19 protein-coding genes are annotated in these 23,903 nt (G+C 59.3%); 8 read left to right on the top strand and 11 right to left on the bottom strand.

Annotated features, from left to right (window positions below; translation table 11 throughout):
* Positions 1-28: 28 nt before the first annotated feature.
* The 10 genes from ACA044_RS27880 to ACA044_RS27835 form a co-directional block, all read right to left on the bottom strand.
* Complete coding sequence (locus tag ACA044_RS27880) at positions 29-1,591, bottom strand: SpoVR family protein (RefSeq protein ID WP_497444144.1); 1,563 nt, start codon at positions 1,589-1,591, stop codon at positions 29-31.
* Entirely contained in the window at positions 1,588-2,859 is a 1,272-nt protein-coding gene (locus ACA044_RS27875; protein ID WP_497444143.1) for a YeaH/YhbH family protein, read from the bottom strand. The genes ACA044_RS27880 and ACA044_RS27875 overlap by 4 nt, the downstream gene beginning before the upstream one ends.
* Before the next feature lie 202 nt (positions 2,860-3,061).
* Positions 3,062-4,984, bottom strand: coding sequence for a PrkA family serine protein kinase (locus ACA044_RS27870; protein WP_007904259.1), 1,923 nt, complete (start codon positions 4,982-4,984; stop codon positions 3,062-3,064).
* A 295-nt stretch (positions 4,985-5,279) separates the two neighbouring features.
* Positions 5,280-5,609, bottom strand: a complete 330-nt coding sequence (gene glpE, locus ACA044_RS27865; RefSeq protein WP_497444142.1) for a thiosulfate sulfurtransferase GlpE — start codon at positions 5,607-5,609, stop codon at positions 5,280-5,282.
* A gap of 33 nt (positions 5,610-5,642) precedes the next feature.
* Positions 5,643-6,524, bottom strand: coding sequence for a symmetrical bis(5'-nucleosyl)-tetraphosphatase (locus tag ACA044_RS27860; protein WP_497444141.1), 882 nt, complete (start codon positions 6,522-6,524; stop codon positions 5,643-5,645).
* Entirely contained in the window at positions 6,524-6,904 is a 381-nt protein-coding gene (gene apaG, locus ACA044_RS27855) for a Co2+/Mg2+ efflux facilitator ApaG/CorD (RefSeq protein WP_497444140.1), read from the bottom strand. The genes ACA044_RS27860 and apaG overlap by 1 nt, the downstream gene beginning before the upstream one ends.
* A 115-nt stretch (positions 6,905-7,019) precedes the next feature.
* Positions 7,020-7,838, bottom strand: a complete 819-nt coding sequence (gene rsmA, locus ACA044_RS27850; protein ID WP_497444139.1) for a 16S rRNA (adenine(1518)-N(6)/adenine(1519)-N(6))-dimethyltransferase RsmA — start codon at positions 7,836-7,838, stop codon at positions 7,020-7,022.
* Positions 7,835-8,824 carry a 4-hydroxythreonine-4-phosphate dehydrogenase PdxA gene (pdxA, locus tag ACA044_RS27845; protein ID WP_497444138.1) on the bottom strand — a complete coding sequence of 330 codons (990 nt, stop codon included), beginning with the start codon at positions 8,822-8,824 and terminating at the stop codon, positions 7,835-7,837. The genes rsmA and pdxA overlap by 4 nt, the downstream gene beginning before the upstream one ends.
* A complete protein-coding gene (gene surA / locus ACA044_RS27840) occupies positions 8,821-10,137 on the bottom strand; it encodes a peptidylprolyl isomerase SurA (protein ID WP_497444137.1) in 1,317 nt (438 codons plus the stop codon). The genes pdxA and surA overlap by 4 nt, the downstream gene beginning before the upstream one ends.
* Positions 10,118-12,916, bottom strand: a complete 2,799-nt coding sequence (locus ACA044_RS27835) for an LPS-assembly protein LptD (RefSeq protein ID WP_497444136.1) — start codon at positions 12,914-12,916, stop codon at positions 10,118-10,120. Before ACA044_RS27835 ends, surA begins: the two co-directional genes overlap by 20 nt.
* 130 nt (positions 12,917-13,046) lie before the next feature.
* Here ACA044_RS27835 and ACA044_RS27830 point away from each other — a divergent pair, with 130 nt between their 5' ends.
* The 3 genes from ACA044_RS27830 to ACA044_RS27820 are packed head-to-tail and all read left to right on the top strand — an operon-like array spanning position 13,047 to position 15,503.
* Positions 13,047-14,066 (top strand): aminoglycoside phosphotransferase family protein, encoded by a 1,020-nt coding sequence (locus tag ACA044_RS27830; protein WP_497444135.1) that lies wholly within the window; start codon positions 13,047-13,049, stop codon positions 14,064-14,066.
* Positions 14,063-14,734, top strand: a complete 672-nt coding sequence (gene murU / locus ACA044_RS27825) for an N-acetylmuramate alpha-1-phosphate uridylyltransferase MurU (RefSeq protein WP_497444134.1) — start codon at positions 14,063-14,065, stop codon at positions 14,732-14,734. Before ACA044_RS27830 ends, murU begins: the two co-directional genes overlap by 4 nt.
* 1 nt (position 14,735) lies before the next feature.
* Entirely contained in the window at positions 14,736-15,503 is a 768-nt protein-coding gene (locus tag ACA044_RS27820) for a TerB family tellurite resistance protein (RefSeq protein WP_497444133.1), read from the top strand.
* Between the two features lie 140 nt (positions 15,504-15,643).
* Here ACA044_RS27820 and ACA044_RS27815 read toward each other — a convergent pair whose 3' ends face one another.
* Positions 15,644-16,636: an alpha/beta hydrolase family protein gene (locus ACA044_RS27815; RefSeq protein ID WP_497444132.1), complete on the bottom strand. Its 993-nt coding sequence runs from the start codon at positions 16,634-16,636 to the stop codon at positions 15,644-15,646.
* 73 nt (positions 16,637-16,709) lie between these two features.
* Between ACA044_RS27815 and ACA044_RS27810 the strand changes: the two genes are divergently transcribed.
* From ACA044_RS27810 to ACA044_RS27790, 5 genes are all read left to right on the top strand, one after another.
* Complete coding sequence (locus tag ACA044_RS27810) at positions 16,710-19,106, top strand: PAS domain-containing sensor histidine kinase (RefSeq protein WP_497444131.1); 2,397 nt, start codon at positions 16,710-16,712, stop codon at positions 19,104-19,106.
* Between the two features lie 155 nt (positions 19,107-19,261).
* Positions 19,262-19,891, top strand: a complete 630-nt coding sequence (locus ACA044_RS27805) for a response regulator (RefSeq protein WP_223487535.1) — start codon at positions 19,262-19,264, stop codon at positions 19,889-19,891.
* Between the two features lie 333 nt (positions 19,892-20,224).
* Positions 20,225-21,349, top strand: a complete 1,125-nt coding sequence (locus ACA044_RS27800) for an ABC transporter ATP-binding protein (RefSeq protein WP_497444130.1) — start codon at positions 20,225-20,227, stop codon at positions 21,347-21,349.
* Positions 21,350-21,395: 46 nt separating this feature from the next.
* Entirely contained in the window at positions 21,396-22,439 is a 1,044-nt protein-coding gene (locus ACA044_RS27795) for an ABC transporter substrate-binding protein (RefSeq protein WP_497444129.1), read from the top strand.
* Between the two features lie 207 nt (positions 22,440-22,646).
* Positions 22,647-23,894 carry an ABC transporter permease gene (locus ACA044_RS27790; protein ID WP_497444128.1) on the top strand — a complete coding sequence of 416 codons (1,248 nt, stop codon included), beginning with the start codon at positions 22,647-22,649 and terminating at the stop codon, positions 23,892-23,894.
* Positions 23,895-23,903: the final 9 nt, after the last annotated feature.

Below are 23,903 nucleotides of genomic sequence, written 5' to 3'. Positions count from 1 at the left end.
CGTCGAACTTCCGGAGGCAGAAACAGGATCAAAGATGAATGACTGCCAGGTCCAGCCGGCCGTAATCCCCCTCGCCATGTTCGCCTCTGGGCGGAACATGGTGGGTTTTCATCACCTGATCCCCTTGCAGGGTTTCCAGGTGAATGTCGAAGCCCCAGAGGCGGTGCAGGTGTTTGAGCACTTCGTCAGTGGAATCGCCCAGCGGTTTGCGGTCGTGTTGCTGGTGGCGCAAGGTCAGGGAGCGGTCGCCACGCCGGTCGATGCTGTAGATCTGTATGTTGGGTTCGCGATTGCCCAGGTTGTATTGCGCCGCCAGGGTTTCACGAATGGTTCGATAGCCGTCTTCGTCGTGTATCGCCGGAACCAGCAGATCGTCCTTCTGATCGTCATCAAGGATGCTGAACAGCTTCAGGTCGCGAATCACCTTGGGCGACAGGTACTGCAGGATAAAGCTCTCGTCCTTGAAGCTACTCATGGCGAATTTGATGCTGGGCAGCCAGTCGGTGCCGGCGATTTCCGGAAACCAGCGATAGTCCTCTTCGGTGGGTTGTTCGCATATCCGGCGGATATCGCGATACATGGCAAAACCCAGGGTGTAGGGGTTGATGCCGTTGTAGTAGGGGCTGTCGAAGCCGGGTTGAAAGACCACGCTGGTATGGGAAGTCAGGAATTCCATCATGAAGCCATCGGTGACGAGGCCTTCGTCATACAAGTCGTTCATCAAGGTGTAGTGCCAGAACGTGGCCCAGCCTTCGTTCATCACCTGGGTTTGGCGCTGCGGGTAAAAATACTGGGCGATCTTGCGCACGATGCGCACGATTTCGCGCTGCCAGGGCTCCAGCAACGGGGCGTGCTTTTCGATGAAGTACAGGATGTTTTCCTGAGGTTCGGCGGGGAAGCGTGCGTTGTCCTTGTCGCTGTACTTGTCCGCGCCTTTTGGAATGGTCCGCCACAAATCGTTGATCTGCTTCTGCAGATGCTCTTCCCGATCCTTCTGCCGACGGCGTTCTTCTTCGGCGGAAATCGGATAAGGGCGTTTGTAACGGTCGACGCCGTAATTCATCAACGCATGGCAGGAGTCGAGCAAGTCCTCTACCGCGTCGATGCCGTGGCGTTCTTCGCACTGCATGATGTACTGCTTGGCGAACACCAGGTAATCGATGATCGAGCTGGCGTCGGTCCAGGTGCGGAACAGGTAGTTGCCTTTGAAGAAACTGTTATGGCCATAGCAGGCGTGGGCCACCACCAGAGCCTGCATGCAGATGGTGTTTTCTTCCATCAGATAGGCGATGCAAGGGTCCGAGTTGATCACAATCTCGTAGGCCAGCCCCATCTGGCCGCGGCTGTAGGATTTTTCGGTGCTGAGGAAGTGTTTGCCATAGGACCAATGGTGATAACCCAGGGGCATGCCGACAGAGGCATAGGCGTCCATCATCTGCTCGGCGGTGATCACTTCGATCTGGTTGGGATACGTATCCAACGCGTAGCGAGCCGCGAGACGACTGATTTCGCGGTCGTAGGCCTGGATCAGCTCGAACGTCCATTCGGAGCCGGTGGAAATGGGTTGGCGCTTCTGCTCTTTGGCGGTCATGTCACTAACCTGCGCTGGAAGAGTTCACGGAAGACCGGGTAGATATCCCCGGCCGAAACCAGTTGCTGCTGGGCAAAAGTGTCAGAGAAGGCTTCGGCGATGCGTTCGTACTCGAACCACAGGGCCTGGTGTTCGCGCGGGGTAATCTCAACATAAGTGTAGTACTGCACGAACGGCATGATCTGGTTGATCAGGATATCGCGGCAGATGGGGGAGTCGTCGTTCCAGTTATCGCCGTCGGATGCCTGGGCGGCGTAGATGTTCCACTCATTGCTCGGGTAACGCTCGGCCATGATCTCCTGCATCAGTTTCAGGGCGCTGGAGACGATGGTGCCGCCGGTTTCCCGTGAGTAGAAAAACTCTTCCTCATCCACTTCACGTGCGCTGGTGTGGTGGCGGATGAACACGACATCGATTTTGTCGTAGTTTCGCTTGAGGAACAGGTACAGCAGGATGAAGAAGCGTTTGGCGATGTCCTTGGTCGCCTGGGTCATGGAGCCGGACACGTCCATCAGGCAGAACATCACTGCTTTGGAGCTGGGGTTCGGCTGCTTGATCAGCAGGTTGTACTTGAGGTCGAAGGTGTCGAGAAAGGGCACCCGGTGGATGCGTGCGCTGAGTTTCTCGATTTCTGCTTCGAGCTCCTGGATATCGCCGAAGTTGTCCGGTTCTTCCCGTTTAAGCCGCAGCAGTTCCTCTTTGACTTCGCGCAATTTCGCCCGACTGCTTCCGGACAGGGCGATGCGCCGGGCATGGGCCGAACGTAGCGTGCGGATAATGTTGATCCGCGACGGGTTGCCCTCGTTGCTGATGCCCGCGCGTACGGTCCTGAAGGTGTCGGTGCCGGTCAGGTGGCGTTTGACCAGGTTAGGCAGTTCAAGGTCCTCGAACATGAATTCGAGGAATTCCTCCTGAGTGATCTGGAAGACGAACTCGTCCATCCCTTCACCCGAGTTGCCGGCCTTGCCGGGGCCTCTGCCACCGCCACCCCCTGGCGGACGGGCTATGTGCTCGCCGCTGATGAACTCTTTATTGCCTGGGTGCACGATGGTCTGCTTGCCACCACGGCCGTGGTGAAGCACTGGCTCGTCGATGTCGCGGCCGGGAATGCTGATTTGCTCGCCGTGCTCCATATCGGTAATAGAGCGCCGGCTGACCGCCTCCTCGACAGCCTTTTTGATGTGATCACGGTAGCGCCGCAGAAAACGCTGACGGTTTACCGTGCTCTTGTTCTTGCCATTGAGACGTCGGTCGATCACATAGCTCATGACTGCTCCTTAGAAGCTGTCCTGAAAGGGGCGAGCGTTAAACGCAGCAAGGGCGAGTGCCTGAGGGTGTTCACGCTCCCCCAAGCGCTTTGGGTGCTGCCTGAATCTCGCTACCGAATTTCGGACACCTCCAGAGGCCTGTGTAACAGAAAAACCGTAAACAGGCCTCGGGCTAACGACAACCGGTCTGACCGGCAGCGGGTTACTGTGATTTTCTGACCCGCAGGTACCACTCGGACAGCAGTCGTACCTGTTTGTCGGTATAGCCCCGCTCGACCATCCGTGTGACGAAGTCGTTGTGCTTCTGCTGGTCCTCTTTGCTGGCCTTGGCGTTGAAGCTGATGACCGGCAGCAGGTCCTCGGTGTTGGAGAACATTTTCTTCTCGATGACCACCCGCAGTTTTTCGTAGCTGAGCCAGGTTGGGTTCTTGCCGTTGTTGTTGGCTCGGGCGCGCAGTACGAAGTTGACGATTTCGTTGCGGAAATCCTTCGGATTGCTGATGCCGGCCGGTTTTTCGATTTTCTCCAGTTCTTCGTTCAGGGCTACGCGGTTGAGGATTTCGCCGGTTTCCGGATCGCGGTATTCCTGATCCTGAATCCAGAAGTCGGCGTACAGCACGTAGCGATCGAAGATGTTCTGGCCGTACTCGCTGTAAGACTCGAGATAGGCAGTCTGGATCTCCTTGCCGATGAATTCGATATAACGCGGCGCCAGGTACTCTTTCAGGAAGCGCAGATAGCGTTCGCGGGTCTCGGCCTGGAACTGTTCCTGTTCGATCTGCTGTTCCAGCACGTAAAGCAGATGTACCGGGTTGGCGGCGATTTCGTGTGGATCGAAGTTGAAGACCTTCGACAGAATCTTGAAGGCGAAGCGGGTCGACAGACCGTTCATGCCTTCGTCGACACCCGCGGCGTCGCGATATTCCTGGATCGACTTGGCCTTCGGATCGGTGTCCTTGAGGTTTTCGCCGTCATACACGCGCATCTTGGAGTAGATGTTGGAGTTTTCCGGCTCCTTGAGGCGCGACAGCACGGTGAACTGCGCCAGCATCTTCAGGGTGTCCGGCGCGCAATGGGCCTTGGCCAGGGAGCTGTTGAACAGCAGCTTGTCGTAGATCTTCACTTCGTCGCTGACCCGCAGGCAGTATGGCACTTTGACGATGTAGATCCGGTCGATGAACGCTTCGTTGTTCTTGTTGTTGCGGAAGGTGTGCCATTCCGATTCGTTGGAGTGAGCCAGCAGGATCCCGGTAAACGGAATCGCCCCAAGGCCTTCGGTACTGTTGTAGTTGCCTTCCTGGGTGGCCGTCAGCAATGGGTGCAGCACCTTGATCGGTGCCTTGAACATTTCGACGAACTCCATCAGGCCCTGGTTGGCCCGGCACAGCGCCCCCGAGTAGCTGTAGGCATCGGCGTCGTTCTGCGGGAACTCTTCCAGTTTGCGAATATCGACCTTGCCCACCAGTGCCGAGATGTCCTGGTTGTTTTCATCTCCCGGCTCGGTTTTCGCGACCGCAATCTGGTTGAGGATCGACGGATAGAGTTTCACTACGCGGAACTGGCTGATGTCGCCGCCGAATTCGGCCAGACGCTTGGTGGCCCATGGCGACATGATGGTATTGAGATAGCGCCGGGGAATGCCGAAGTCTTCCTCGAGGATCGCGCCATCTTCCGTGGCGTTGAACAGACCCAGGGGGGACTCGAAAACCGGGGAGCCCTTGATCGCGTAGAAAGGCACTTTCTCGATCAGCTGTTTGAGCTTTTCGGCCAGGGACGATTTACCGCCACCGACAGGGCCAAGCAGGTAGAGGATCTGTTTCTTTTCTTCCAGGCCCTGAGCGGCATGGCGGAAATACGACACGATCTGGTCGATGCATTCTTCCATCCCGTGGAAGTCTTCAAAGGCCGGATAGCGGCGGATCACCTTGTTGGAGAAAATTCGCGACAGCCTCGAGTTGGTCGAGGTGTCGAGCAGCTCCGGTTCACCGATGGCCAGCAAGAGTCGCTCGGCCGCGGAAACGTAGGCGCTGCGGTCCTTTTTGCACAGCTCCAGGTACTCTTGCAGCGAGAGTTCTTCCTGGCGCGTGGACTCGAAGCGTTGTTGGAAGTGGCTAAAGATACTCATGACGTCACCTCGCTCGATACGTGGAGCCGACGCCGGATCAGTCAGTCGATGCTGGCAAGCAACTGAATATGCAGTTGCTGTTTACCCCCCAGAACACCTCCGGGGTATAAACCCCGAAAGCTACTCCCGATGACCCGTGCGCCGGTGTACCGGCTCTCCCCTGTTTTGGATGGCCTGCGCTTAAGGATAGTTGGGAATTCGGGAGGTAAAGGCGAGATACGTAATTAGTTGTGGCAGACCGTTCGTCTGCCACCGTGCGAGCCCACGGTAGCCGGGGCTTGTGCGTTACAAAAAATTATTCGGAAGTACCTTGCGCCGTTTCCGAAGGATAAGTCGTACGCCACAGCTCAAAACCGCCGTCCATGCTGTAGACGTCGGAGAAGCCCTGGCTGATCAGGTAAGCGGCGGCACTTTGGCTGGAATTACCGTGGTAGCAGACCACCACAGTTGGCGCGTCGAGGTCGGCGGCACGGATGAAATCCGCGATGGAATGGTTGTCCAGATGCTTCGAGCCGACGATGTGCAGCGCGGCAAAAGTTGCCGGGTCGCGGACATCGACCACCACCGCGCCTTGTTCGCGCAGGGCCTGGGCCTGTTCTGGGGGGATACGTTTGAATTCGCTCATGGCGGGCTCCTGTGGCTCGGCTGAAAGCGCAGTCTAGCGCGGGACGCTGGCTGACGTTTGTTCGGGAATAGAGGTGGCGACTGGTGGCCGAACGTGGCCATGGGCGTCGCATTTGCATTGCAGGCGTTCGCCAGTGTCAACGTTCATCAGGGTCATGGCACCGCCCCAGACGCATCCGGTGTCGAGCGCAAACAGACCCGGCTCGTTGCACTGGCCTTCGAGTGCCGCCCAATGGCCGAAGATGATCTTCAGGCCTTTGGTCTTGCGTGCCTTGTGCCTGAACCACGGCGCATAACCCGGCGGTGCGGTGTCGATGCCTTCCTTGCCTTTGAGATCGAGTTTGCCGTCGCTGGTGCAAAAGCGCATCCGGGTTAAATAGTTGGTGATGACTCGCAGGCGGGCCGCGCCTTTGAGGTCATTGTCCCATTTCACCGGTTCGTTGCCGTACATGCCGTCCAGGTAAGGTGCGAAGCGGTTGTCGTCACGCAGGGCTTCTTCGACTTCGGCGGCACACTTCAAGGCTTTGCGCAGCGACCACTGTGGCGGGATACCGGCATGGACCAAGGCGATATCGCGCTGTTCGTCGTAATGCATGAGCTTTTGTTGCCGAACCCACTCCAGCAGCTCCGGGCAATCGGGTGCTTCAAGAATCTCGCGCAGAGTGTCGGCTTTCTTCAGGCGCTCGATGTTGTGCCCGACCGCCAGCAAGTGCAGGTCATGGTTACCGAGTACGCAGATCAGCGATTCGCGGATGCTATAGAGGAAGCGCAAGGTTTCCAGCGACTGTGGGCCACGGTTGACCAGATCGCCCACCAGCCACAAACGGTCCCGGGCCGGGTCGAAGGCGACTTGCTTGAGCAGGCATTGCAGCGGTTCAAGGCAACCTTGTACATCGCCGACGGCATACGTCGCCATCAGTGCAGCGCTCCGGGTACCGCCAGGCGGAACGGCGCGATGATGGCGTCGAAGTGCTTACCATCGTCGGCGAGCATCTGGTAGGTGCCCTGCATGGTGCCGACTTTGGATGTCATGACGGTGCCGCTGCTGTAAGTGTGGCTCTGGCCAACGTCGATCAACGGTTGTTGGCCGACGACGCCTGCACCGCGAACCTCCTCGACATGCCCGTCACCGTCGGTGATCACCCAGTGCCGGGACAGCAGCTTGGCGGGTACCAGGCCATTGTTGTGCACGGTGATGGTGTAGGCGAAGGCAAAGCGGTTGTGCTCGGGTTGCGATTGTTCTGCCAGATAGCGGGTGACGACGCTGACGTCGACCTGATAACGAGGATCGGACATGCAAAAGGCCTTAGAAACGAAGCGGGACGCGGGGCATAGCTGATGAAGATCAGTCTAGGCCAAGTATCGGGTAGTAAACCAGAGTGGCGTCCTACCCGATAGCGCTCATCGCCTGTCAGTCGGTGGCAGGCTTTTGTAGGGCTTGTTCGCTGAGCTTGTCGGCCAGGCGCACGAAGGCAGCCAGGTCGAGCTGCTCGGGGCGCAGGCTGCCATCGACGCCAGCGGCTTCGATTTCAGCGTTGCTCAGCAACAGTTTCAGCGTGTTGCGCAGGGTTTTGCGGCGCTGGTTGAAGGCTTCGCGCACGACGCGCTCCAGCAGGCGATGGTCCTTGGCCGGGTGCGGCAGCACCGCGTGGGGCACCAGGCGCACGATCGCGGAATCGACCTTCGGCGGAGGATTGAACGCGCCTGGGCCGACGTTGAACAGATGCTCGACCCGGCAATGGTACTGAACCATGATCGACAGACGCCCCCAGTCTCCGCCACCTGGACCCGCCGCCAGACGCTCGACCACTTCTTTTTGCAGCATGAAGTGCATGTCGCGAATCAGGTTGGCGTTGTGCAACAGGTGAAAGATCAGCGGCGTAGAGATGTTGTACGGCAGGTTGCCGACCACTCGCAGGCTGTTCGGCGCGGCGTTCAGGCTGTTGAAGTCAAACTTCAGTGCGTCGCCCTGATGCAGGTTGAAGTTGCTCTTGTCGGCGAACTGCTGGTTGAGGATCGGGATCAGGTCCTTGTCCAGCTCTACTACGTCCAACTGGGCGCCGCTGTTGAGCAGGCCTTTGGTCAGCGCACCCTGGCCCGGGCCGATTTCCAGCAGGCGGTCTTCGGGTTTGGCGTGAATGGAGCGCAGGATGCGGTCGATAACGCCGGCATCGTGCAGGAAGTTCTGGCCGAAGCGCTTGCGCGCCCGGTGCTGGTAATGCTCGGTCATAAACGGGTCTCGGCCATCTGGTAGGCGGTTTCCAGGGCGACTTGCAGGCTGCCGGTGTCGATTTTGCCGCTACCGGCCAGGTCCAGGGCGGTGCCGTGGTCGACCGACGTGCGGATGATCGGCAAGCCGAGGGTCACGTTGACTGCCGCGCCGAAGCCTTTGTATTTCAGCACGGGCAGGCCCTGGTCGTGGTACATCGCCAGCACCGCGTCGCAGTGCTCCAGATATTTGGGGGTAAACAGAGTGTCGGCGGGCAGGGGGCCGCGAAGGTCCATGCCCTCGCCGCGCAGGCGCTCTAATGTAGGTTCGATGATGTCGATTTCTTCATGGCCCAGGTGACCGCCTTCACCGGCGTGCGGGTTAAGCCCGCAAACCAGGATGCGTGGCTGGGCGATGCCGAATTTCTCTTGCAGGTCGGTATGCAGAATCCGTGTGACCCGCTCCAGACGCTCCGGCGTGATCGCGTCGGCAATCTCACGAAGGGGCAGGTGAGTGGTGACCAGCGCCACGCGCAAGCCGCGGGTGGCGAGCATCATCACCACTTGTGCGGTGTGGGTCAGGTCTGCGAGAAATTCCGTGTGCCCGGAAAAGGCGATCCCGGATTCGTTGATCACACCCTTGTGCACAGGGGCGGTGATCATGCCGGCAAAATGCCCGTCCAGACAGCCCTGGCCAGCGCGGGTCAGGGTTTCCAGCACGAAAGCCGCATTGGCCTTGTCCAGTTGCCCGGCGGTGACCCTGGCGTTGAGTGGCGTATCCCACACATACAGGCTGTTGGCGGGTGCAGGAGCGTTCGGCCAGTTGTCCGGCGTTACCGGTAGCAGATCGACAACCACGCCCAGCTGCGCGGCCCGCTCGAGGAGCAGGTCGCGGCTGGTAATGGCAATCAGAGGGTGTGGCTGAGCTTGCGAGGCGAGCAGCAGGCACAGGTCGGGACCTATGCCGGCTGGTTCGCCGGGGGTCAACGCGAAACGCTTGGGTTTCACTGCGTTGCCTGGTCTGCACCAGGGAGCTTGATTTCTACATACGCTTCGTCACGGATCTGACGCAGCCAGGTTTGCAGCTCTTCGTCGTATTTGCGGTTACGCAGTACGGTCATCGCTTGCTGTTCACGGGCCTGGGTGGTGCTGTCGGTGGCGCGGCGACCAAGGACTTCCAGGACGTGCCAGCCATACTGGGTCTGGAACGGCTTGGACAGCTGACCTTGTGGGGTCTTGGCCATCACTTCGCGGAATTCAGGCACCAGGGCGTTCGGGTCGATCCAGTTAAGGTCACCACCGTTGAGGGCGGAACCCGGATCTTCCGAGAAGCTTTTCGCCAGTTCGCCGAAATCTTCGCCTGCTTCGATTCGGGTGTAGAGCGACTGAGCCAAAGCCTTGGTTTTTGCTTCGTCGCGGATAGGGCTCGGTTTGACCAGGATGTGACGCACATGAACTTCGTCACGCACCTGGGCTTCGCCGCCACGTTTGTCGAGGATCTTCAAAATGATGAAGCCGCCCGGGGTGCGCATAGGCTGGGTCACATCGCCAACGGCCATGGTGCCCAGCAGGCGATCGAACGGAGGTGGCAGTTGAGCGGCTTTACGCCAGCCCATGTCGCCGCCTTCCAGCGCGGTTTCGCTGGCGGATTTGGCGATTGCCAACTGACCGAAGTCAGCGCCTTGCTTGAGTTGCTGGTAAACCGCGTCGGCTTGTTTGGCGGCATTCTGAATGGCGTCGGAGTTGGCGCTTTCCGGCGTAGGAATCAGGATGTTGGCCAGACGGAACTCTTCGGACAGCTGCATCTTGCCCAGGTCGGACGCCAGGAAGTTCTTCACTTCCTGCTCGGACACCTGAATACGTTCAGCTACACGGCGCTGACGCACACGGCTGATGATCATTTCGCGGCGGATCTGGTCACGAGCGTCGTCATAAGACAGGCCGTCGCGAGCCAGGGCGGCGCGAAATTGTTCGATCGACATGTTATTGCGCTGGGCAATGGTGCCGACTGCCTGGTTCAGTTCTTCATCGGTGATGCGGATGCCGGAGCGTTCGCCGATCTGCAGTTGCAGGTTTTCGACGATCAGACGCTCGAGCACCTGCTGATCCAGCACACCCGCAGGCGGTACGGCAGCACCTCGTTTGGCGATGGTTTGCTGAACTTCATGGACGCGCTGGTCCAGTTGGCTCTGCATGACCACGTCGTTGTCGACGATGGCCACCACTTTATCGATGGACTGCACCGCGGCGTTGGCCGCGGTACCCAGGAACAGCGCGCCCAGCATCAGCGGGCGCAAACAATCAGAAAGCTTGGTCTTCACGTTCACGATAACCTTGGATGCCTTTGTCGAGGAAGCTCTCTACTTTGGTGCCCATGACACCGCCGAGGCCCTTCAGAACAATTTGGAGGAAGATGCCGTGGTCGCCTTTTTCGTTTTCCGGAGCGTTCTGACTGGACTCGTCATACGCAACCCAGTAACGGTTGATCAGGCGCAGTTTCCAGCAGCAGTTGTCGTACTCGAAACCACCGAAGGCTTCCAGGGTACGGTTGCGGTTGTAGTCATACTGCCAGCGGCTGATAGCGTTCCATTGAGGCACGATCGGCCAGATCACCGAGAAGTCGTGCTGTTTGATCTTGTAGTAGTCCTTCACGTAGTTCGCGTCACCCGGAGAACCGTAGTCGCCACCGCCCACCGACCATCGGCCGGTATTCTGGTCGTAACGTACCTGGTCATTGCGATAGCGATAACCGGCGTTGATGACCTTGTTCGGGTTGTCTTCAGGCTGGTAGTGGAACATCGCGCTGCCCGAGCGAGGGCTGCGGCTGTCCGGGTCCCAGTTGTAGTCGGCGGTGGTGCGCCAGTCGCGGTTCCAGCGATATTCGTACTCCAGCGCGTAGGGTGAAACCTTGGCTTGAGCATCGGCGCGGGTTTTCGCATCGATACCCGGCAACTGGACTTCGCGATCCTTGAAGTACATCGCCTGACCGACGCTGATGCGTTGACGCTCGAAACCGTTTTCTTCGATCCAGCGATTGGTGATGCCCAGGGACAACTTGTTCTCATCGCCGACGCGGTCGGAGCCGGAGAAACGGTTCTCGCGGAACAGCGATGAATAGTTGAAGGTGGATTCGCTTGTATCGAAGATCGGAATGTCTTGCTGGTCCGTCTCTGGCACATAAAGGTAGAACAGGCGCGGCTCGAGGGTCTGGCGATAGTTCTTGCCGAACCATTGAGTGTCGCGATCGAAGTACAGACCGCTGTCGATGCTTGCGATGGGCACGCCACGGTCCTGGTTACGGCTGTAGGTGCCGTTGAGTCGGTCCGTTTCTGCGCTTTGTGCGGCAATCTGGGTCTTGCCGGTACCATCCAGATCCAGATCGTACTGGGTGTATTGATACTTCAGGGATGGTTTCAGGAAACCATAAGTCCAGTTCAACGGCAGGCTGACACCCGGCTTGAGGTTCAAGCGGTTGCCGTTGGCACGTGCCAGGCCCTGTACGTTGTTATCAAGGCGCGATTCAACAGTGCCATCTTCGTTTACGAAGTTCCCGCTGTTCAAGTCTCGCTCGAACCGCACGGCCTCTGTCTCATAATCGAAATTCAGGCCTTCCGGATGATACGGCAGCTGACCATTGAAGGTGATCTGCGGCAAACGATCATACGGTGTGATGTTCGAAACGGTCGCCAGCTGATAAGCCTGGGCATTCAAACGAGCGGTATAGCTGTCGCCGCGATAGGTGACAGAACCCTGCTGGTTCACGAAGTCGGCACTTTTTACACCGATTTGATCAGTCTGCAGATCCTGGAAGTAATACGGATCGCTGATTTTGGTGTAGTCGACCTGCGTGAAGACCCGCGAATCCAGCCCACCCTTGTGCTGCCAGTTATACATGTAGCGGGTTTTTTCGTAGTCGGTCTGCTTGCTGCGCTCGGTTTCCTCGTCGTTGAGGTAGGCGGCGCCGAACTGACCTTCGCTGGACTTGGTCAGGTAGCGGAATTCGCCTTCCATCAACAGGCCGCGGTTACTCATGTAGCGCGGGTACAACGTGGCATCGTAGTTCGGTGCCAGGTTGAAGTAGTACGGGGTGACCAGCAGGAAGCCGGTATCGGTGCCGGTGCCAATGGTCGGCGGCAGGAAACCGGACTGGCGACGGTCGTCGATCGGGAAATAAATGTACGGTGTGTACAGAACCGGAATGTCCTTGACCCGCAGCGTCACGTTGGTCGCGGTACCGAAACCGGTCGCCGGGTTCAAGGTGATGTTGTTGCCCTTGAGCTGCCAGGCGTTGCTGTTCGGTTCGCACGTGGTGTACGTACCATCCTTGAGGCGGATGATCGCGTTCTCGGCACGTTTGGCGTACAGCGCGTTACCGCGGACGCGCGATTTGTGCATCACGTATTCGGCGTTGTCGACCTTGGCTTCGCCGGTGTCGAGCTGCACGTCGGCGTGATCGCCCACGATCAGTGCGCCGTTGTCGCGAATGCGCACGTTGCCGCTCAGTTCGCCACGGCTTTCGGCCTGGTACAGGTTCGCTTCGTCGGCTTCGACCTGCATGCTGCCCTGACGCATGACCACGTCACCGGCCAGGGTGGCGACCTGCTCATCCTGCTTATAGCGGGAGGCCTTGGCGCCGATAAAGGTCGGTGCGTCACTTTTATTCGTCTTGTCATTCATGCCAGGACGAATCGGTTCGATATAGGAACCAGCGCAGTAAGGACCTGTTTCGGCCAATTGCGCTGCAGTGAGCTTCTCGCGCGGAACCCAGTCGAGGTGGCTGTAGTCTTCACTACGCGACTTCAGGACGCGGCCTTTGGACTCGGTAACCAGCACGGGCTTGGTGCCGGTGTCTGCGCTGGAGCCGGTGTCTGCCGGGGCTTCGCCAGTGGCGGAAACTGCGCTGCCGTCATGGACGGGACGCGGCGGCAATGCAGCTGCCGGCGACTTTGGCGCACAGTCCCAGGCACCCGAAGCAGAGACTGAGCAGTCATACTGTTCCGCGGCGACCACGAACGAAGTGGCTAGAGGTTGCAGGGCCAGCAGACTGCCGGTGACCAACAACGGAAATTTTTTACGAAACGCGGGGGATTTCAATGCCATCTTATTAGTCCGGGCTTCCTGCGTGCCATCTGCCCGCGGTGTGGGCCGCACGCCTCTCGATGGTCTGAAAAAGATGCTGGATAATAAAGCATGACCCGCTTGACGGCTAGCGCCGTCGGAGACCCTTGCAATGCCTGACCAAGATGTACGCTTGCAACACCTGAAAGTTTGGCTCGATGAACAGTTGGCTATCCTCTTTGCACAACAAGGTTGGGGCGCCGTACCCCCGGCCACGTTGACCGCGGCCAGTAGCGACGCGAGTTTTCGGCGCTATTTTCGCTGGGAAGGCGCGGGCAGAAGCTTCGTCGTGATGGACGCGCCACCGCCCCAGGAAAACTGCAAACCCTTCGTGGATATTGCTTTTCTGCTGGCGAAGTCCGGAATAAATGTGCCGAAAATTTATGCTGAAGACCTCGAGCGTGGTTTTCTTTTGCTCAATGACCTGGGCAACAAGACTTACCTGGACGTGATCGACAGCGAAAATGCCGGCGATTTGTTCAAGGATGCCCTGCAAGCGCTGCTGGCTTTCCAACAGTTGCCGATGGTGGCGCCGCTGCCGAGTTATGACGTGGCGCTACTGCGTCGCGAGCTGGAACTGTTCCCCGAGTGGTACGTGAAACGCGAATTGGGCATCGAACTCGATTCGGCGCAGCAAGTGCTCTGGCAGCAGGTCAGCGATCTGCTGATCGACAGTGCTCTGGCTCAGCCCAAAGTCCTGGTGCATCGCGACTACATGCCGCGCAACCTGATGGTCAGTGAGCCGAATCCTGGCGTGCTGGATTTCCAGGACGCGGTCTACGGGCCGGTGACTTATGACGTGACCTGCCTGTTCAAGGATGCCTTCCTCAGCTGGCCTGAAGAGCGGGTGCGCGGCTGGCTGGAAGATTACTGGCAGCAAGCGGGTGCGCTCGACATCCCGGTTCAACCGGACTTTGAAGATTTCCTGCGTGCCAGCGACCTGATGGGCGTGCAGCGTCACTTGAAAGTCATCGGCATCTTCGCTCGCATCTGCCATCGCGACGGCAAGTCGCGCTACCTCGGCGACGTGCCGCGCTTCTTTGCTTATATAGACGCGGTCATCGCCCGTCGCCCTGAACTGGCGGAGCTGGATGTACTGCTGGCCAGTCTGCGTGCTGGAGCGACTGCATGAAGGCAATGATTCTGGCTGCGGGTAAAGGTGAGCGAATGCGTCCGCTGACCCTGACCACGCCAAAACCGCTGGTTCGCGCCGGCGGAGTGCCCCTGATCGAGTATCACCTGCGCGCCCTGGCGGCTGCAGGGTTTACCGAGATCGTGATCAACCATGCCTGGCTTGGTCAGCAGATCGAAGATTATCTAGGGGATGGCTCGCAGTATGGCGTGAGCATTCAGTACTCGCCGGAAGGTGAGCCGCTGGAAACCGGTGGCGGCATTTTCCGCGCGTTGCCGTTGTTGGGTGAGGAGGCCTTTGTGGTGGTCAACGGTGACATCTGGACCGACTACGACTTCAGCGTGTTGCATCAGCCCATCGTCGGGCTGGCTCATTTGGTATTGGCGGACAACCCGGCGCATCACCCAAGCGGAGATTTCACCTTGGTCGATGGCCGTGTGCAGGACGGTCAGCCGGATACATCAACCCTGACCTACAGCGGCATCGCCGTGCTGCACCCGCAGCTGTTTGACGGTTGCTCGGCCGGTGTCTTCAAGCTCGCGCCGCTGCTGCGCAAAGCCATGGCTGACGGGCAAGTGAGCGGCGAGCGCCTGAACGGGCATTGGGTGGATGTCGGCACTCACGAGCGCCTGGCTGAAGTAGACACTTTGATAGAAGCGAGACGCTGACATGTTGTGGCCAGGGACTCTGATTGGAGCCGGAGCGGGCTTTGCCATAGCCAGCATTCCGGGGGCCATGCTCGGCGCTTTGTTGGGACAGGCGCTGGATCGACGCTTGCACCTGCAGAGCTGGGCGCATTTTTGGGAAAAGTTCGGTGGTCGCTCGGTGCTGCGCAACGATGAACTGCTGTTCGTGTTGCTGGGCCGATTGGCCAAGAGCGATGGGCGGGTAGTGGATGGGCACATCCAGCAGGCGCGGCAGGAAATGCGTTCGTTGGAGATGACCGAGTCGGCGCAACGTCGGGCGATTGCCGCGTTCAATCGCGGTAAGTCGGGGCATGACCGATTGCGCAGTTATCTGCGACGCTTGAGTGCTCAACCCCATGCGGCGGAAGGCGTGTTGCGTGCCTGTTGGCGGATGGTCTGGGCCGATGGTCGCGCCGGTAGCAGTGAGCGCGAACTGATTGCCCAGTGGGGTAAATGGTTGGGGTGGACGCCACAACAGGTGCAAGCCCTGGCGACCGACTATGAACCGCAGAAGCGCCCACTGGTCAGCAGCGCCGTGACTTATCAGGATGCCTTGCGGTTATTGGGCGTGTCGGCAACCAGCGAGCCGGCGCAAATCAAGCGCGCCTATCGACGCCTGCTCAGTCGCCATCACCCGGACAAGATTGCCGGCAGTGGTGCGACAGCGTTGCAGGTTCGTGAGGCGACGGACAAAACTCGAGAACTTCACAATGCCTACACGTTGATTCGTGAGCGGCGGGATTTTCGGTAGCAGGGATGAGTTGTATCGACAGTGATTCCGTCTTCGCGGGCAAGCCTCGCTCCTACAGGTTTTATAATCGCCGCATATTTGGGCACAAACATAAAACCTGTAGGAGCGAGGCTTGCCCGCGAATGGGACAACTCGGTCTATCAGTCCGCCGCAGGCTGCGGATTCAACCAACCGCGCACCCGACGGACTAACTGCTCTTGCTCGGCCTTGGCATTGCCCGGCAGCGCCTTGAGCGATACCTGGCTGAACGCCGAAGTCTTCAAGCGTTTGTTGGCCTGCAAACGTTCCAGTGCTGCGTTGCGATCCAGCGGCTTGTCCATATAGAAAAAGTCGACGGTAGGCAGCTTGATCGTCGGCGTCAGTTCGGCCAGTTCGGGTTTTGCCGTAACAGGCGTCTGGGCTGCGACCATCACGAACTTCTCGACTTGCGAGGGCTGCTTCTCGCTCAGATACCGCGCGGCCCAGTAAGCGCCAGTACCATGCCCCAGCACGACGATACGGCGAGCGCTTTGCTGTTCGGCGTAGGCGATGGCTGCATCGATGCGGGCGAAGATTCGCTCTGCATCGGCTTTGGCCTGTTCTTCGGTGGTTTCGGCGATGGCTTTGTCGGCCACTTCCGCTTCGCCGCCGGCCGCCTGTTCGATGGGCGCCGCGGTCGTGGAATCTTTGCTACCGGCATCAGGCGCCTTGGGCGCTGGCGCCACTTCGACGATACGTGGCGCAATGGCTTCGCTTTGCAGGTCCGGCAAGGTGATACTCAGGCTGCTCCATTCGGCGTCCGGCAATTTACGCCGCAATGGGCTGATTGCTTGTGGCCAGTCAGCGGTTTCGCCGGCGCCCGGGATGATAATCACCGCGCCTTTGGGTTCGGCGGTATTGGCCGGTTTCCACAAGGCGAGAAAACTGTCGGTACCGGCTTGCAGTTGTTGCTGTTCCTGGGCAGGGATTTTTCGCTCAAGTGCTGCCGCTTCTTCCTGACTACGTTCAAGCAGCGGCTGGCGTTCGACCGGTTTTTCTTCGGCGGGGTTTTCCGCAGAGGCAGGTGCCGGGTCGGCCGCCTCGACGGAAAAGGCGCACGGCAGGATCAGCGACAGGCACAATGCTGGCAGTGCCAGGCGGTAGACAGGGGGCATCGGATATTCCAGGCCAGAAGTTATTCCGGCAGCCTAATGGGTTGGTCAGTATTTGTCAGTGTGTGAGACTTCGATGATGCATTTTCGCTGCCTGTGGGTTATCGGCTGTTTGTGGTTTCCCTTGATGGGCTGGGCGGCGCCCGCGCCACCGGCGCATGTCGTGCACCTGTCGCCAGCGCAACAGCAATGGCTGGCGCAGCATGGCGAGTTGCGGGTCGGGGTGGTGTTGCAAACGCCCTATGCTCAATACGATCGCCGCTTGCAGCGCCTGTCCGGGGTTAACGTCGAGCTGATGAAGTGGCTGGCCAAGGCGCTCAAGGTTGAGTTGAGCTGGCGCAACTATCCTGATCTTGCGCAACTGGAGGCCGCCGGGCGGGAAGGCGATATCGATATCGCGCCGGGGCTGACGCAAACCCCCACTGGTTTACGGCTCTGGCAGTTTTCCGATCCTTACATGCGTGTATCGCAACTGGTGGTCAGCGACCAGAAGAGCACCGGTGTGGTGGAGCTGGAAAAGCTCGACAGCCAGACCCGCGTCGCCGTGCGCATGCCCAGCGTCACTGCCGATTATCTGCGCAGCAATTATCCCCATCTGAACCTGCAAGGCGTGCCGCTGGAACGTCAGGCGCTGCAACTGTTGTTGAGTCAACAGGCCGGTTACGCCGTGGTCGATGAAGCGCAGTTCGGGCGTCTGTCTGTCGAGCCCGAGTTCTCCGGGCTGGTCGTGGTGGGTGACATCGGTTTCCCGCAACTGTTGCGAGTGGCCACACGTCGAGACTGGCCGGAACTGGCCGGCATCGTCGAAAGCGCGCTGCGAGCGATCCCGGCCAAGGACCTGGAGCAACTGCATAACCAATGGGTGCAACCCAAGTACCCGCGACTGTCCGAGTCGCCGGGTTTCTGGCAGAACCTCTGCCTGCTCTTGGTGGTGTTGCTGCTGAGCAGCATGGCCATTGTGTTCTGGCAGCGCCGTCAACAACACAGTCTGGAGCAGCGATTACTGGCGGCGCGCGAAGACATTGCCCTGCGCGAGGCCAGCGAAGAGGCCTTGCGCCTCACGCAGTTTTCCATCGATCAGAGCACCGTTGGCATCCTTTGGGTCAACTGGGACAGCCATGTGCGCTACGCCAACCGTGCGGCCGAAACCATGCTCGGCTACCCGGCAGGCGGAATCATTGATCGGCCATTGATCGACTTCGAACCTGGTTTGCACATGGATCGCTGGCTGAGCCTGTGGAAACGCGCTCGGGCCAGTGAAGAAGGGCCGCAAAGTTTCGAAACCAATTGTGTGCGAGCGGATGGCAGTATTCTGCCGGCCGATGTTTCGTTGAGCTTCTTGCGTTTTCGCGAGGGCGAATACCTGGTGGTTTACCTCAATGACGTCACCGAACGTCGTCGCGCCCTGGCCGCATTGCAGGAAAGCGAAGCGCGGCTTCAGGGGATCGCCGCCAACGTCCCTGGACTGGTCTTTCGTCTGGAGCGCGCATCGGTGACCGGGCAGATCGACTTTGCCTACATCAGTGAAGGCAGCGAGAGCCTGGTGGGGTACTCGCCGGCCACTCTGGCCCATCGGGACAAAGGCCTGCGCAGCCTGGTGCATCCGGACGACAAGGCCAGTTATCACCAGACCCAGGACCATGCACTGGACACCGACAGTGACTGGTCGTGGCAGGGACGGATTCTGACCCGTCAGGGCGAACAGCGCTGGGCCGAGATCAAGGCCATCACCCGTCGGCTCGAAGACGGCGCCTATGTCTGGGACGGCATCGTCTGGGACATCACCGAGAGCAAGCGCATCGAACTGGAACTGGCCAGCTCCCGCGAGCAATTGCGTGAGTTGTCCGCGCACCTGGAGAGTGTGCGGGAAGAGGAAAAGGCGCGCATTGCCCGGGAAGTTCATGACGAGTTGGGTCAGATGTTGACCGTGTTGAAGCTGGAAACGTCCATGTGCGAACTGGCCTACGCCCAGCTCGATCCGGGCCTGCACGAGCGCTTGAACAGCATGAAGCGTTTGATCGCTCAGCTGTTTCAACTGGTGCGCGATGTGGCCACGGCCTTGCGGCCGCCCATTCTCGATGCCGGGATCGCCTCGGCCATCGAATGGCAGGCCCGGCGGTTCGAGGCACGCACGCAGATCCCGTGCCTGGTGCAGGTGCCGGATAACTTGCCGGTGCTCAGCGACGCCAAGGCCATCGGGCTGTTCCGGATCCTTCAGGAAGCACTGACCAATGTCATGCGTCACGCCCAGGCGCATACTGTTGAACTGACACTGGCCCTTGAGGGCGATGAGCTCTGTCTGACCGTCAGCGATGATGGCGTAGGATTTGTCGCCGCCACGGGCAGGCCGACATCCTTTGGTCTGGTCGGCATGCGTGAGCGGGTGTTGATCATGGGCGGGCAGTTGTTGCTTGAGAGTGAACCAGGTGAAGGCACGACCCTGAGTGTGCGAGTGCCGCTGGATGAAGCCTGAAGAATTTGTGGTGTCTGTGCTGACGTCTTCGCGAGCAGGCTCGCTCCCACAGGGATTGGGGTAATTACACAGATCTTTGACACACCGAAATCCAATGTGGGAGCGAGCCTGCTCGCGATGATCTTGGCTCTGACATAAGAAGAATGGAGAAGAACGTGATCCGTGTACTGGTAGCCGAAGACCACACTATCGTTCGCGAAGGCATCAAGCAATTGATCGGCCTGGCCAAGGACTTGCTGGTGGTAGGGGAGGCAAGCAATGGCGAACAGTTGCTCGAGACCTTGCGTCATGTTCCCTGCGAAGTGGTGTTGCTGGATATCTCCATGCCTGGGGTCAACGGTCTGGAAGCGATTCCGCGGATTCGCGCCTTGAACAATCCCCCGGCGATTCTGGTGTTGTCGATGCACGACGAAGCGCAAATGGCCGCTCGGGCGTTGAAAGTCGGCGCCGCTGGATACGCAACCAAGGACAGCGATCCAGCGTTGCTGCTGACGGCGATCCGCAAAGTCGCGGCGGGAGGGCGATACATCGACCCGGACCTGGCCGACCGCATGGTTTTCGAAGTCGGCCTGACCGATGCGAGGCCGTTACACTCATTGCTGTCGGAGCGTGAATTTTCGGTGTTCGAACGCCTGGCCCAGGGCGCCAACGTCAACGACATCGCCCAACAACTGGCCCTGAGCAGCAAAACCATCAGTACCCACAAAGCGCGGCTGATGCAGAAACTCAACATCACCTCCCTGGCTGAACTGGTGAAGTACGCCATGGAGCACAAACTCCTCTGATACACGATTCACCGCGGATCAATGTAGGAGCGAGGCTTGCCCGCGAAGCTTTTAGCGTCAGTGAGGACGCCTTCGCGGGCAAGCCTCGCTCCTACAGGGGCCGTGTCGGCATGTCCATTTACGACATGCTCACAAAGCCGCTTTTGCCCGTTCTTGCGGCTTGCAGCGTCAAGCTAACGGCTACCCCTATCCATCCCCGCCATCCTTGTAGGGCAATCCCTACCCACAACCTTCCATCCGGCTTAGGCGATTCTCTCCTGCACCCCGATTTGCGTGGTCCTCAGCGTCCACTAGGCTTAGTCAACAGCAGTCATCAACAACAAAGGTGTGGGTATGAGCCAGGTCGATTCAAACGCAGGGGCCAGCGATATTCTGGTCAGCTTTCGTGGAGTGCAAAAGAGCTACGACGGCGAGAACCTGATCGTCAAGGACCTCAACCTGGATATTCGCAAAGGCGAATTTCTGACCTTGCTCGGGCCGTCCGGCTCCGGCAAGACCACCAGTCTGATGATGCTCGCCGGTTTCGAAACACCGACCGCCGGGGAGATTCAACTGGCCGGGCGTTCCATCAACAACGTGCCGCCGCATAAACGCGACATCGGCATGGTGTTCCAGAACTATGCGCTGTTCCCGCACATGACCGTTGCCGAGAACCTGGCGTTCCCGCTGACCGTGCGCGGCTTGAACAAAAGCGACGTCAGTGACCGGGTCAAACGTGTGCTGAGCATGGTTCAGCTCGATGCCTTCGCCCAGCGCTATCCGGCGCAACTGTCCGGCGGTCAGCAGCAGCGTGTGGCCCTGGCTCGCGCCCTGGTGTTCGAACCGCAACTGGTGCTGATGGACGAACCCCTCGGCGCACTGGACAAACAATTGCGCGAACACATGCAGATGGAAATCAAGCACCTGCACCAGCGCCTCGGCGTGACTGTGGTCTACGTGACCCACGACCAGGGCGAAGCCCTGACCATGTCCGACCGTGTCGCCGTGTTCCACCAGGGCGAGATTCAGCAGATTGCGCCACCGCGCACACTCTACGAAGAGCCGAAAAATACCTTCGTCGCCAACTTCATCGGCGAGAACAACCGCCTCAACGGCCGCTTGCACAGCCACACCGGCGACCGCTGCGTGGTCGAGCTGGGTCGCGGTGAAAAGGTTGAAGCCCTGGCGGTCAACGTCGGCAAGACCGGCGAACCGGTCACGCTGTCGATTCGTCCCGAGCGCATCAGCCTCAATGGCGCAAGCGATCAATGCGACAACCGCTTCTCAGGGAGGGTGGCGGAATTCATCTATCTGGGCGATCACGTCCGGGTTCGCCTGGAAGTCTGCGGCAAGACCGACTTCTTTGTGAAACAACCGATTGCCGAGCTCGATCCCGCGCTGGCTGTCGGCGATGTGGTACCGCTTGGCTGGCAGGTCGAACACGTTCGCGCGCTCGACCCACTTCTAGAGGCGCACTGATCGCCCCCGCTTCACCAACACTAACCCTGCAGTTGGAGAACAATAAATGTTGAGATCCCTGAAATTCACAGCCCTGGTCGTAGGCATGATGGGTGCGGCGCACGCGATGGCGGCGGGTCCGGACCTGACCGTGGTGTCCTTTGGCGGGGCGAACAAGGCGGCGCAGGTCAAAGCCTTCTACGCACCGTGGGAAGCGGCTGGCAACGGCAAGATCGTCGCCGGCGAATACAACGGCGAGATGGCCAAGGTCAAAGCCATGGTCGATACCAAGAGCGTGTCCTGGGACCTGGTGGAAGTTGAATCGCCAGAACTGTCCCGTGGTTGCGACGAAGACATGTTCGAGCAGCTGGATCCGAAGCTGTTCGGCAAGTCCGAAGACTACGTCAAAGGTGCTATCCAGCCTTGCGGCGTAGGCTTCTTCGTGTGGTCGACCGTGTTGGCTTACAACGCCGACAAGCTGGCATCCGCACCGACCAGTTGGGTCGATTTCTGGGACACCAAGAAATTCCCGGGCAAGCGCGGCCTGCGTAAGGGTGCCAAGTACACCCTGGAATTCGCTTTGATGGCCGATGGTGTGGCGCCGAAAGACGTCTACAAGGTTCTGGCCGGCAAGGATGGTCAGGATCGCGCGTTCAAGAAGCTCGATGAGCTCAAACCAAGCATTCAGTGGTGGGAAGCCGGCGCACAACCGCCGCAATACCTCGCGTCCGGTGACGTGGTCATGAGCTCGGCCTACAACGGCCGGATCGCAGCGGTACAGAAAGAAAGCAACCTGAAAGTGGTGTGGAACGGCGGCATCTACGACTTCGACGCATGGGCCATCCCAAAAGGTCTGGATAAAACCCGTGCCGAAGCGGCGAAGAAATTCATCGCGTTCTCGGTGGCTCCGCAGCAGCAGAAGACCTACTCGGAAAACATCGCCTACGGCCCGGCCAACATTCAGGCCGTACCGTTGCTGTCCAAGGACATCCTGAAGGACATGCCGACCACCCCGGAAAACATCGCCAACCAGGTGCAGATCGACGTCAGCTTCTGGGCTGACAACGGCGAGCAACTGGAACAGCGCTTCAATTCCTGGGCTGCGAAGTAAGACCACCCCGTGGGCTTACCCACTCTTGTAGGAGCGAGGCTTGCCCGCGAAGACGTCAGCACATTCAACATCAATGTTGACTGACACGCCGCCTTCGCGGGCAAGCCTCGCTCCTACAGGGGTGATGTGTAGCGAACAAGAACAGAGGTGGCCTCCCGGATAGGGAGTGCCGCCCTCTGTAACGATCAAAGATTTCCGGAGTACGCCATGGCCACCGCCATTCCCCTGAACGCGGGCACCGACCCCACCTTGAAGCAGCGGCTCAAGCACGCCGAGCGGATCAACCGCTGGAAAGCACAAGCCTTGATCGCGCCGCTGGTGCTGTTTCTGTTGCTGGTGTTCCTGGTACCGATCGTGGCGCTGCTCTACAAAAGCGTCGGTAACCCGGAAGTAGTCGGCACCATGCCGCGCACCGTGGCGGCCATCGCCAGTTGGGATGGCCGAGGCCTGCCCGCAGAACCTGTGTACAAGGCCGCCAGCGAAGACCTCGCCGAAGCCCGCAAGAATCAGACCTTGGGCGACTTGTCCAAGCGCTTGAACATGGAGTTGGCCGGCTACCGCAGCCTGCTGACCAAAACCGCTCGTGCCTTGCCGTTCGCCACCGAACCGGCTTCTTATAAAGAAGCGCTGGAAGGGCTGGACGAGCGCTGGGGCGATCCGGCCTATTGGCAGGTCGTGCGCCGCAACACCAGTGGTGTGACGCCTTATTACCTGCTGGCCGCCGTCGATCACCGTATCGACGACCTCGGTGAACTGGCCCCGGCCACTCCTGATCAGGCGATCTACCTCGATATCTTCGCCCGGACCTTCTGGATGGGCCTGATCATTACCTTGATCTGCCTGGTGCTGGCCTATCCGTTGGCCTACCTGTTGGCGAACCTGCCGTCACGCCAGAGCAACCTGCTGATGATTCTGGTGCTGTTGCCATTCTGGACCTCGATTCTGGTGCGGGTCGCCGCGTGGATTGTGTTGCTGCAGTCGGGCGGCTTGATCAACAGCGGTCTGATGGCCATGGGCATCATCGATAAACCGCTGGAGCTGGTGTTCAACCGCACCGGGGTCTACATCTCGATGGTGCACATCCTGCTGCCGTTCATGATTCTGCCGATCTACAGCGTGATGAAAGGCATCTCGCCGACTTACATGCGCGCGGCGATTTCCCTCGGCTGCCACCCGTTTGCCAGTTTCTGGCGGGTGTACTTCCCGCAGACCTATGCCGGTGTCGGCGCCGGTTGCCTGTTGGTGTTCATCCTCGCCATCGGCTACTACATCACCCCGGCGTTGCTGGGCAGCCCGAACGATCAGATGGTCAGCTACTTCGTTGCCTTCTACACCAACACCAGCATCAACTGGGGCATGGCGACCGCACTCGGTGGTCTGCTGCTGCTGGCGACCGTGGTGCTTTATCTGATTTACAGCTGGCTGGTGGGCGCCAGTCGCCTGCGCCTGAGCTAAGGGGAGAAC

It is taken from the genome of Pseudomonas sp. LBUM1673, assembly GCF_059695645.1.
The sequence above is the reverse complement of the archived record's forward strand: the minus strand, read 5'-3'. Positions and strand labels throughout refer to the sequence as shown.

Coding starts and splice junctions, on each gene's coding strand:
- ACA044_RS27835 (WP_497444136.1), bottom strand. CDS start 12,916: ATGGCATTGAAATCCCCCGCGTTTCGTAAAAAATTTCCGTTGTTGGTC.
- rsmA (WP_497444139.1), bottom strand. CDS start 7,838: ATGACCGAGCATTACCAGCACCGGGCGCGCAAGCGCTTCGGCCAGAAC.
- ACA044_RS27830 (WP_497444135.1), top strand. CDS start 13,047: ATGCCTGACCAAGATGTACGCTTGCAACACCTGAAAGTTTGGCTCGAT.
- ACA044_RS27795 (WP_497444129.1), top strand. CDS start 21,396: ATGTTGAGATCCCTGAAATTCACAGCCCTGGTCGTAGGCATGATGGGT.
- ACA044_RS27810 (WP_497444131.1), top strand. CDS start 16,710: ATGATGCATTTTCGCTGCCTGTGGGTTATCGGCTGTTTGTGGTTTCCC.
- ACA044_RS27880 (WP_497444144.1), bottom strand. CDS start 1,591: ATGACCGCCAAAGAGCAGAAGCGCCAACCCATTTCCACCGGCTCCGAA.
- ACA044_RS27870 (WP_007904259.1), bottom strand. CDS start 4,984: ATGAGTATCTTTAGCCACTTCCAACAACGCTTCGAGTCCACGCGCCAG.
- murU (WP_497444134.1), top strand. CDS start 14,063: ATGAAGGCAATGATTCTGGCTGCGGGTAAAGGTGAGCGAATGCGTCCG.
- ACA044_RS27875 (WP_497444143.1), bottom strand. CDS start 2,859: ATGAGCTATGTGATCGACCGACGTCTCAATGGCAAGAACAAGAGCACG.
- apaG (WP_497444140.1), bottom strand. CDS start 6,904: ATGTCCGATCCTCGTTATCAGGTCGACGTCAGCGTCGTCACCCGCTAT.
- ACA044_RS27820 (WP_497444133.1), top strand. CDS start 14,736: ATGTTGTGGCCAGGGACTCTGATTGGAGCCGGAGCGGGCTTTGCCATA.
- ACA044_RS27790 (WP_497444128.1), top strand. CDS start 22,647: ATGGCCACCGCCATTCCCCTGAACGCGGGCACCGACCCCACCTTGAAG.
- ACA044_RS27800 (WP_497444130.1), top strand. CDS start 20,225: ATGAGCCAGGTCGATTCAAACGCAGGGGCCAGCGATATTCTGGTCAGC.
- glpE (WP_497444142.1), bottom strand. CDS start 5,609: ATGAGCGAATTCAAACGTATCCCCCCAGAACAGGCCCAGGCCCTGCGC.
- ACA044_RS27860 (WP_497444141.1), bottom strand. CDS start 6,524: ATGGCGACGTATGCCGTCGGCGATGTACAAGGTTGCCTTGAACCGCTG.
- ACA044_RS27815 (WP_497444132.1), bottom strand. CDS start 16,636: ATGCCCCCTGTCTACCGCCTGGCACTGCCAGCATTGTGCCTGTCGCTG.